Origin of the sequence: Ohtaekwangia sp. (assembly GCF_036568665.1) — a bacterium.
Classification (GTDB): Bacteria; Bacteroidota; Bacteroidia; order Cytophagales; family Cyclobacteriaceae; genus Ohtaekwangia.
In genome coordinates, this window is record NZ_DATCSD010000405.1 from 1 (window position 1) to 10,465 (window position 10,465).

General features: G+C 44.3%; 11 protein-coding genes and 1 tRNA gene. 4 read left to right on the top strand and 8 right to left on the bottom strand.

Translation table 11 applies throughout. The features are described 5' to 3' along the window. From VIN08_RS23750 to hslV, 3 genes are all read left to right on the top strand, one after another. The coding region (locus VIN08_RS23750; RefSeq protein WP_331970784.1) for a dihydrolipoamide acetyltransferase family protein at positions 1-846 on the top strand (846 nt) is incomplete at its 5' end. 79 nt (positions 847-925) lie between these two features. Continuing rightward, complete coding sequence (locus tag VIN08_RS23755; protein ID WP_331970787.1) at positions 926-1,546, top strand: hypothetical protein; 621 nt, start codon at positions 926-928, stop codon at positions 1,544-1,546. Between the two features lie 10 nt (positions 1,547-1,556). Beyond that, complete coding sequence (gene hslV / locus VIN08_RS23760) at positions 1,557-2,093, top strand: ATP-dependent protease subunit HslV (RefSeq protein ID WP_331970790.1); 537 nt, start codon at positions 1,557-1,559, stop codon at positions 2,091-2,093. Here the strand turns inward: hslV and VIN08_RS23765 are convergent. The 8 genes from VIN08_RS23765 to gap form a co-directional block, all read right to left on the bottom strand. Continuing rightward, on the bottom strand, positions 2,077-3,201 hold the full coding sequence (locus VIN08_RS23765; protein ID WP_331970793.1) for an AI-2E family transporter: 1,125 nt from the start codon (positions 3,199-3,201) through the stop codon (positions 2,077-2,079). The two genes, hslV and VIN08_RS23765, sit on opposite strands and share 17 nt — an antisense overlap. Positions 3,202-3,210: 9 nt before the next feature. Further along, positions 3,211-4,395 carry an aspartate aminotransferase family protein gene (locus VIN08_RS23770; protein ID WP_331970796.1) on the bottom strand — a complete coding sequence of 395 codons (1,185 nt, stop codon included), beginning with the start codon at positions 4,393-4,395 and terminating at the stop codon, positions 3,211-3,213. 179 nt (positions 4,396-4,574) lie between these two features. Continuing rightward, complete coding sequence (locus tag VIN08_RS23775; RefSeq protein ID WP_331970798.1) at positions 4,575-4,700, bottom strand: hypothetical protein; 126 nt, start codon at positions 4,698-4,700, stop codon at positions 4,575-4,577. Between the two features lie 147 nt (positions 4,701-4,847). Further along, the gene (locus tag VIN08_RS23780; protein WP_331970801.1) at positions 4,848-5,327 is read right to left on the bottom strand and encodes a nuclear transport factor 2 family protein; all 480 of its coding nucleotides are present in this window, start codon (positions 5,325-5,327) and stop codon (positions 4,848-4,850) included. Continuing rightward, positions 5,324-7,153 carry a HAMP domain-containing sensor histidine kinase gene (locus VIN08_RS23785; RefSeq protein ID WP_331970803.1) on the bottom strand — a complete coding sequence of 610 codons (1,830 nt, stop codon included), beginning with the start codon at positions 7,151-7,153 and terminating at the stop codon, positions 5,324-5,326. Before VIN08_RS23785 ends, VIN08_RS23780 begins: the two co-directional genes overlap by 4 nt. Positions 7,154-7,252: 99 nt before the next feature. Further along, positions 7,253-7,690 carry a hypothetical protein gene (locus VIN08_RS23790; protein ID WP_331970806.1) on the bottom strand — a complete coding sequence of 146 codons (438 nt, stop codon included), beginning with the start codon at positions 7,688-7,690 and terminating at the stop codon, positions 7,253-7,255. Between the two features lie 104 nt (positions 7,691-7,794). Next, positions 7,795-8,979, bottom strand: a complete 1,185-nt coding sequence (locus VIN08_RS23795) for a J domain-containing protein (RefSeq protein ID WP_331970809.1) — start codon at positions 8,977-8,979, stop codon at positions 7,795-7,797. 191 nt (positions 8,980-9,170) lie between these two features. Then, positions 9,171-10,169, bottom strand: coding sequence for a type I glyceraldehyde-3-phosphate dehydrogenase (gap, locus tag VIN08_RS23800; RefSeq protein WP_331970812.1), 999 nt, complete (start codon positions 10,167-10,169; stop codon positions 9,171-9,173). 207 nt (positions 10,170-10,376) lie between these two features. Here gap and VIN08_RS23805 point away from each other — a divergent pair. Next, positions 10,377-10,448 (top strand) — tRNA-Glu (locus VIN08_RS23805). The last annotated feature ends 17 nt before the right edge of the window (positions 10,449-10,465 follow it).

Here is a 10,465-nt window from a genome sequence, read left to right on the forward strand (position 1 = left end):
AAAGGATACGACATCAGCAAGATCCAGGGATCTGGTGAGTTTGGTCGTGTTACCAAGCATGATGTAGAGAACTATAAACCAGTGCCTGCTGCTACACAACCAGCGGCTGGAGGTAAAGAAAGCAAAGCTGCAGCACCGATCGTGTTGCCGCAGGTAGTAGGGCAGGTAAGCTTTGAAGATGTACCGGTATCGCAGATGCGTAAAACCATCGCGAAACGTTTGGCAGAAAGTATGTTTACTGCGCCACACTTCTACCTTACCATGGAGATCAATATGGACAAGGCGATTGAAGCACGCAAGAGCATCAACGAAATCAGTCCTGTAAAAATATCTTTCAACGATATCGTGGTTAAAGCTACAGCGGTAGCGTTGCGTCAGCATCCTGATGTAAACGTAAGCTGGCTTGGTGATAAGATCCGTAAGAATGCTCACATCAATATAGGTGTGGCGGTAGCGGTAAAAGACGGATTGCTTGTTCCGGTAGTTCGTTTCGCTGATAACAAATCACTGTCGCATATAGCGGTGGAAGTAAAAGATCTTGCACAGAAAGCGCACGATAAAAAACTGCAACCTTCTGATTGGGAAGGCAGCACCTTTACTATATCCAACCTCGGTATGTTTGGTATAGAAGATTTCACAGCCATCATCAACCCTCCGGATGCGTGTATCCTGGCCGTTGGTGGTATAAAAGAAACAGCAGTTGTAAAGAACGGACAACTGGTGCCGGGCAACGTAATGAAAGTTACACTCTCATGCGATCACCGCGCAGTAGATGGAGCTGTAGGATCGGCCTTCCTCAAAACGCTGAAAGGCCTGCTGGAAGATCCGGTAAGAATTCTGATCTAAGATATATACCTATAAAACTCCCTTGTAACAGAGGGAGTTTTTTCTTTTTACCCAAACCCTAAACCCACTGTTATTCGTTATGAAAACAATTTTACTCGTATTGTTCACTGCATGTTCGTTTGCCTGTGTGGCGCAGTTCAACCGAAACACCATTGTGGCTTCCGGCTTCGGCACGTATGGCTATAAGGAGAACAGCAATCACCGTGATGCTTTCAAAAATTCAACCTACAATCTCACACTCAATCCATCGGTCGGTTTTTTTGTGATCGATAAACTGATGGTAGGAGCAGAGCTTGGATGGATCTCTTCGAAAGATAAGGTAAACAGTGCTACCTATGCTTCGCTCGACAAGGCACGATCGTTTAGTGCCGGGCCGGTAGTGCGATATTATATCGTAAAAGGTTTCTTTGTGCAGGGCGGTTATTTCTGGGGAAAGATGAAGCAGCAACAATCTCTTGCTACGATGGATATAATAAATGGTTTACCGGGTACAGGTACCTATCAAACATCCTATAGCGAGGTGAAGCAAAATTTGCAAGGCTATACCATAACACCCGGTATATCTTTATTCCTCGATCAACATAAGAAAGCTGCTGTAGATGTTATGGCCGGCTACTATTTTCAACGGGCTGAGAACATAAACTACAAGGGGCTTGTTGTGGGACTGGGTGTGAGTATATTTCTTTTTAAAAATCCCTAAGTAATTTACAATGGAAAAAATACATGCAACAACCATTATAGCAGTTGTACATAACGGACAGGTGGCGATTGGTGGCGATGGCCAGGCTACCATGGGTAATTATGTAGCAAAGAGTAACGTGCGTAAAATTCGCAGACTGCAGGATGGAAAAGTGCTGGCAGGTTTTGCAGGTTCAACAGCCGATGCGTTTACATTGATTGAACGCTTTGAAGAAAAGCTGAACAGCTATGGCGGTAATATGAAACGTGCGGCTATAGAGTTGGCGAAAGACTGGCGGATGGATCGCTTTCTGCGCAGACTCGAAGCAATGCTCATTACGGTAAATAAAGAAGAGGTGTTAATTCTTTCCGGAACAGGCGATGTGCTGGAACCTGATCACCAGGTAGCAGCCATTGGCTCCGGGGCAATGTATGCCCAATCAGCAGCGCTTGCATTGAAGCGACATGCTCCGCATTTAACAGCGGAAGAGATTGTGCGCGAAAGTCTCACGATCGCTGCCGACATCTGTATATATACCAATCACAATCTTGTTATTGAGACACTGTAGGAGGTTCTTCGCCTCCTTCACGTTCAATTTGCTGCACCACTACATCGGCAGTAGTCTCAGGTACTTTTTTACTGCCGGAGTCATCCTCTAGGAGTATAACAAAAGACTTCAGCCGGTGTGTATGTGCCAATAGAATTTTCATCAGTCCTATACCGGGCACTGCGAGAATCATTCCTGCTATACCCAATATCTTTCCACCGATGAGTAATGCAATGATCGCAGCCAGCGCATTGATACTTACTTTAGAGCCGGTGATGCGCGGTGTGATAAAATTACCTTCCAGGAATTGCACGATCGAAAAAACGATCACAACACCTATAGCATACCAGATACTATCTTTCGTGATCAACGCCATAATGATCGGAAACAGCGCCCCGATAATTATACCGACATAGGGTATAATGGTAAGTATACCGGAAAGTATACCAAAAAAGATAGCGTGTTCAAGCCCAAGCGCTAACAGGCCGATAGTGTTGAGTGCCGCGATGATGAGTGTTACCAGGAACAACCCGGATATATACCCCTGAATAACACGCTCTACATCTTTCTTCCAGATCAGCTCTTCACTTTTCAATAAGCTCAAAAAGAACAACCGGAATTTATCGCGGTATATCAGGAAGAGAAATATGTAGATGGGTATCTGTACCAGGGTGGAGATGATGTTGGTAGTAGACAATAATATACCTCCGAGATAGGCACTGATACTGCGCATCATTTCGCCTACCAGGTTTTTTTGTTCAGCTGTGCTGATACCAAAATCGCGTCTCAGTGTGCGACTCATCTGATCGATGAATGTTTCAAACTTTACCTGCAGATTAGGAAGATCAGCCACCAGGCTTACCATCTGGTTTACAATAAGCCAGATAAAAAGACCGAGTATAACAACTGTAGTAAATAATACAATGGTAATGGAAAGAGCTGTGCCTACTTTGCGGTCTTCCAGTTTCTTGATCACTGGCAGCATTACCACCGAAAGTATACCGGCAAAGGCAAACGGTATAATGATATCCTGTGCAAGAATAACAGCGGTAATAGAAATGGCTATAATGACCAGCAGCTTATACGTATAGTCAAGCCGGTCGAATGGTTTTGACAGGTTATCGGGCATGCAACGAAATTAAGCATTATCTATAGCCTGCAAAATGGCAGCGCACGATTCTTTGATCTGTTCTTCGGTAATAGTAAGCGGTGGTGCTATACGAAAACTATAGGGATGCGACAGAAACCAGTAGGTAATAATGCCGCGTTGTTTTGCTTGTTCCACAATCCGGTTTACGCGCTCGGCCGAATCAAAATCAATTGCGAACATCAGTCCGAATCGTCTTACTTCTTTAATGAGCGGATGGCGCAACAGTTGTTCAAAGAGTTTACCTTTTGCTTCTACCTGCTCCAGTAATTTTTCTTCTTCTATCACCTGCAGCGTTGCCAGTGCGGAAGCGCAGCATACCGGGTTACCGCCAAACGTAGTAATGTGCCCCAGCATCGGATCGTGTGTGAGCGACTGCATAATTCTTTTATCGCTGATAAATGCACCGATCGGTAATCCTCCACCAAATGCTTTGGCGGTGGTGAGTATATCCGGTACGATACCAAATTGTTCGAAGGCAAAGAGTGTTCCCGTGCGACCCATACCGCATTGTATCTCATCGAGTATAAGCAATGCACCGGTTTCATCGCACCGCTTGCGCAGCGCCTGTATATATTCACGCGAAGGTATACGTACACCGGCATCGCCTTGAATTGTCTCCACGATCACACACGCTGTAGCGGTAGTGATCTGTTCGAGATCACTCATCACATTAAATTCAATGAAGCGAACATCGGGCAACAATGGACGGAACGCCTGCTTCTTGATCTCGTTACCCGATACACTCATTGATCCATGGGTGCTGCCGTGATACGACTTGCGGAATGAAACGATCTCGTGCCGGCCGGTATAGCGTTTGGCTAATTTCAGTGCACCTTCGTTGGCTTCGGTGCCGGAGTTAACAAAGTAACAGCAGTTGAGACTGGCAGGTAGGAGTGACGTTATTTTTTGTGCAAGGAGATTAGGCGCTGCCTGTATAAATTCGCCATAGACCATTACATGCAGATGCTTATCGATCTGCTTTTGAATAGCCTCCAGAACTTTGGGATGACGATGCCCTATATTACTTACGCCTATACCGGATATGAGATCGGTATAGCGTTTACCGTCAGGAGTATATAGATAGATCCCTTCGGCCCGTTCGATGGTGAGCAGGTAAGGAGCATCGGTAGTCTGTGCGAGCTTGTTGAGAAAAATTTCCTGGCTGAATTCCATGGTGTAAAGATAAAGCATGGATAGAGAAGGAAGCCGTTAACAGATTGATATAAAAACAAAAACCCCGATCTCCCGGGGCTTTGCTGAAACTAAATTTAACCTTAGAAAAAATTGGTTTTAATCTTGCGCTTAAAAAATAGGAATATTAAAATCTTTGGAAATTATACAGGTGTTGTTCCCTACGCGGCATTAACCGTTATCGAAATGATCATCCCGATCAGAATAGCACCTATCAATACTAACACTTGCTTAAGCCTGGACGATACCCGGGCATTAGTCACATCTCTGAAATCAAGGTTCTTCATGTACGGCATTTGGCTAAAGGGTTTTAACGATTCAAAATTCGTAAAAACAGTGCCCCGATTTCAACCGAAAGTAGTGTGAAACCATACATTTGTAGCTTTACCATAATGGATTGGAAATGTTCCGATTATATATACCGGGCTCAAGCATTATTTACTTTGCTTCTGCCGGAAGCTTTCCATCAGGGTTATAAAATCCTTCATGGCATCATTCGGAACAGTTACGGATAAGTGATACTGTTCGATTTTCCAGCCGGCCGGAGTTTTACGAAGTATACCGGACCCGCGACAGGTGCCCATGCGCGTTGTTAAAAGCTCAGAAAACCATGCAAAATTACCTTCAGATGTTACATGCAGGTCGCGATCGCGAGGTATAAATGTCCAGGCTTTTCCTTTGTCAAAGTAGGGCTTGGCATATTTCAGAAACTCTTCCTTCGTCCAGCGCTCTGTTGCATCCGTGCCTATATAGATACCGTTGTCTGCTATAGCATCGAAGAAGCGTTTCTCGTTGGCCTCGGCTGCTGCCTTGTGCCAGGCATCAATAAATTGGTTGAGTTCGGTGTTTACCGATTGTGCGTGTACCCCTACCGATGTGCAGGCGAGTAATGCAATAATAAAGAGTGATCTCATGATGCCGTCAGAAATTTAATGGGTTCGGATTCAGGAAGTTGATTAACGTTTACTAGGTTCAAGGTAGGCAAAGTTAAGATAAACGTTGTTCCCTTTTTCAATTCCGATTCCACGGCAATAGTACCGCGCAGCATCTTTACCGACTCGCGCACCAGGAACAACCCGATGCCCGAACCTTTGGCATTATCGCTGGCGCGGTAAAACATATCGAATATTTTATAGATGTGCTCATCCGCAATACCGATACCGTTGTCTTCTATTTTTATAATGGTAACGTTCCGGTGGTGTATAGCTTCCACCAGTAGAGATGAATTCTCTTTCTCAAGGTCGGCATACCGGATGGCATTGGAGATAAGATTTTTCAGAATGATCTCCAATCGGGTTTTATCGGTATAAAACTCTCCGCTGCCAATGTGAATGGTTTTGGTAATGCGCTCGGCTTGCGGAATAAACTGGAAGCTCTGAAATATATCGTTGATAACAGCCTGCAGGTTTATCTTCTCGGGTTTGATCTGCTGGCGTTTGTTCTTGGCATAATCTGTAATGTCGCGGATAAAGCCCTCCATCTTTTCGATGCTGAGCTGCATGCGCTCGAAGTAATGATTGTGTTCTGTTACATTCATTTCGCGTTTGGCAAGATGAACGAGTCCGGCCATCGAAGCAAGTGGCGACTTCAGATCGTGTGCAGAGCTATAGATAAAGCGGTCGAGCTCTTCGTTCAGTTTTTGCAGTTCTGTATTTCTGTTTTCAAGTAACTGCGATTTTTTCTGGATCTCGTCAAACTGCGTTTTGAGCTTGCGCGTAAGTTTGATATAGGCACTCGACAGGTTGTTGATCTCGTTGGTTACTCCGGAATCTTTCAACTCATCTTCGTTCAGTCCCTGCGTCACCATAAATTTACCAATGGAGTTGGAAAGTTTTTTTATAGGCCGCGTAAGACGCAAAGCTGTTACATAAGTGAGCGCAAACGAAATGATAATAGCTCCTACACCTATGAACAAATAGGTAAACAGACTTTGACGGATAATAGCATCGGCACGTTCGTCTGAAAGATCAACCAACGATGTGAGTTGTGCGGAGAGATCGTTGGTGCGTTTGTTCAGATCGCCCATTAGCCCATGCGTTGGCACGAGGCCGATCTCTTCATCGAGCGAAGCGAGCTGGTTGAAATTTTCTTTATAGGAGCGAAGCAGGTGCACTACAAAACTGTTTTCGGAACCAAGATGGTTGATCAATGAATCGGCCAGCGTGTTAAACCTGCGCTTGTATACTTTTTCTTTCCGCAGAAAATAATCTTTCTCGTGTCTTCGCAGTGTGAGTATATCTACGATGCTTACCTCCGAAGTATGTTTTTCCAGTTCGTGCGCAAACTTTCGCATGCGTCCTTCCATGCCAAAGTCTTTGAATCCCCGGTATATAATCTTGTCTTTAATACGCGAGAAGGTAGTGTTATAGGTTTGCAGCGTAAGGTTGATGGAGTCGAAGTTCTTGCTTACACCGAGATTATAGTCAAACATGATAGTGTTGAGCAACGCGGCCTCTTGCAAAATGATACTATATAGACTATCGCGCTGCAGGAGTATATCGCTTTGGTTGGTGCGGTAAAATTCCTGGTTTATAATTTCGAAGCGCAGAAAATCGAGATCGAGTTTTAGCAGGCGTTCAATCTGGATGCGCTCGTCTTCAATGCGCTTGGTAACTTCATATATATTCCTGGTTCGCGAAATAAAATGATAAGAGAGTGCCGAAATGATAATGACGTTGACCGCCAGGATGCTGAAGGAAAGGAAGAGACGCTTTCCGATGGTATTAATATTCCAGAACATTGCTCGTCAAGGCACAAAGCTAATCCTGCCCCAACGGCTTCGTATAGAAACGGTGTTAAGGAAATATGAATTTTAAAAATATAGCGGTCGGAATCAGTATCAGGCTTCGTGCAGTTTCAGAAAGTCCATTACTTCCTGGCGTACATCACGTACCTGTCCTTCATCATACGCTTCAGTCGCTATAGATTTGAACAGATCGCTTACGATAGAAGCACGGAACCCTAATTGTTCGGCATAGATAGTGGCAACTTCCAGCTCTACATCTTCTACCACTGCATCGAGGTAGATCATATATACCAGGTGATAGATGGCTTCGAGCTTGGAGATCTTATCGGCCGGATCGGAAAACTGTAAATGTGTAAGATCTACATTTGCCTTCGCGAGGTCATCCGGACTTAAATGCAACTGAAATCCCCACTTCAATAAACATCGGAGAAAGCGGCTATCGATTTTGGATTGCCCGAGAAATAATGCAAGAATGTTAAAGTAACTATTCTTGACAGATATAAGGTGTTCGCGATCCAGTTGTTTGTTCATGATGCTGGTCTTTTAATTACAAATGTGTTACCGGTCAATTCTATAACATTCACCATCCGGTGGTAATGCAACGGTATGTAAAAGTACAATAATTTATGGTTTGCTTACGGGCAATATTTTCGGAGCAGTGGCTCCATATCTGTTATACCTCGTTCTTTCGCCTTGCGCAGATCAGAGCATACACTTTCAAACGTGCGGCCGCTGATCTGTGCCTGTGCCCGCAATCTATAGGGCATTCCCTTTTCCGGGCGCAGGTACATAGCCCAGTTGCAATCATTCATAACGTCCTCATAATGTTTTAGTTTGAGGTTGGTGCGTGCCCGTGCTTCAAATATATCATAGTAAATATCGGGAGCATCGATAGGGTCCATCACAATCATAAAAGCTTCTCCGTATATCTCGGAAAGATTTTCCTTGAACAATTTCTTGCCGAGATTCAGGTATTGTAACGCTTCTTCAGGCTGATCAAGTTTATCGAGGTTGATCACGCTGATCCGGTAAATCAGTTGAAGATTACCGGGCTGTTGATTGTGGAGGTGCTTGAGTGCTGTAACCGACTCCTGAAAATTACCGAGGTAATACTGACACAGCGCGATCTTCTCCAGCGTTTCGAATCGCACCGGGTCTTCATGTTTTTTTAATACTATATAGTGTGATACGGCCTGGGCGAATTGTTGCTCCTGAAATTCACGATTGGCTGTAGTTTGCAGGGCGGTGATAAGACTATCGTGCGCATAGATGAAACGTAATTCGAGAGGATCTTTTTCCTGCAGCGAAAGCACCATCGAAAAGGCTTCGTCAAATTTACCTGTACCAAACAAGGCATCTACCTGTTGCAGTGCCTGGCTGTTTGCATGCCATCGCGCAAGGCGTTTCTGTTCTACAAAGTAGTAGGCGGTGTGTATCACTGCGAAACAGAAGCCGGCTATCACTATAAATACCAGGAATGCAAGTCCTTGTATTCGAAAATATTCTTTGTCGATTTTATAGCGCTTTTGCTGGGCATATTGCCACTGCCAATATCTGCGTCTGTTAAATTCGTATTGCTGATTATAGGTGGTGGATGATAATTCCGGTTCGGGGTTCATGCGCAGATCGTAACGCGATTTCTTGAGTGGATCGGAGAGTACGTGATAGGCTTCGTTGATCTGCTTGAACATTTCTTCCGCCTCCGGGTCGCCAGCATTCCGGTCCGGATGGTATTGCATAGCCATCTTTTTATACGCAGCGCGTATATCGGTGGAACTTGCCGAAGGATCAATGCCGAGTATCCGGTAATAATCAGCCATAGCCTGGATTTGTGTCTATACCTGTATAAACGTTTTCGCGTTGCTTTTTCTTCTGGAAGCCAGACAAAATTTAGCTACTTCCGGCCATCTATACTATAAAAGAATGCCAATGGTATTTTTATCCACCTATAAAAACGAAAAACCCGGAGATTTTGTCTCCGGGTTTTTAAAATCTATGAAGTATATACTAATTATACTTTTGCCAGTTCAGACACGAGGTCGATAAGCTTGTTAGAATATCCCCACTCGTTATCGTACCATGATACTACTTTTACAAAGTTGTCGTTCAGTGCGATACCAGCTTTGGCATCGAAGATAGATGTGCGGGCATCGCCGAGGAAATCCTGCGATACTACATCGTCTTCAGTATAGCCGAGGATGCCTTTCAATTCGCCTTCAGAAGCTTCTTTCATAGCTGCTTTGATCTGCTCATAAGAAGCAGCCTTCGCCAGACGTACAGTAAGATCCACTACTGAAACGTCAGCTACTGGTACACGGAATGACATACCGGTAAGTTTACCTTTCAGTTCTGGAATAACCAATGCTACTGCTTTTGCTGCACCGGTAGATGAAGGGATGATATTCTGATATGCACCACGGCCACCTCTCCAATCTTTCATAGAAGGGCTATCAACCGTTTTCTGTGTAGCTGTAACTGCGTGTACAGTGCTCATCAAACCTTCTACGATACCAAATTTATCGTTAAGAACTTTTGCTAATGGAGCAAGGCAGTTGGTAGTACAAGATGCGTTTGAAACGATGGTGTGCTGTGCTGTAAGTTTCTTGTGGTTAACACCCATTACGAATGTAGGCGTGTCGTCTTTGGCAGGAGCAGAGAATACAACTTTCTTCGCGCCAGCAGTGATGTGCTTCTGGCCATCCGCTTGCGTGAGGAACAAACCAGTAGATTCGATTACGATTTCGGCACCTACTTCAGACCACTTCAGGTTAGCAGGATCTTTCTCTGCTGTTACACGGATTTTTTTTCCGTTTACTACAAGGCTTCCGTCTTTCACTTCTACAGTTCCATCGAATTTACCATGGGTAGAGTCGTACTTCAGCATATACGCCATGTATTCAGGATCCACTAAGTCATTAATCCCTACAATCTCAATATCTTTACGATTGATAGCAGCTCTGAAAGCCAGGCGACCGATACGGCCGAAACCGTTAATACCTACTTTAGTCATTGTTGTATTTTTTTGGTTAAAATTTCGGAAGCCAAAAATAAAGTACCCATGGGACTAAAACCAATGAAATAAAATTGTGTTTGAAAAATTTTTTGCTGCACCGGTTTGCAAATCCAAATACCAGCTCTATCTTTGCACACCTTTTTGAAGGGAATAGCAAAAAGGACACACACAAGACCACTCACACAGACCCTACCATTATAAAATGGTCCGTTCGTCTAGGGGTTAGGACACCAGATTTTCATTCTGGTAACACGGGTTCGATTCCCGTACGGACTACAGAAAAGCGAAAGCAA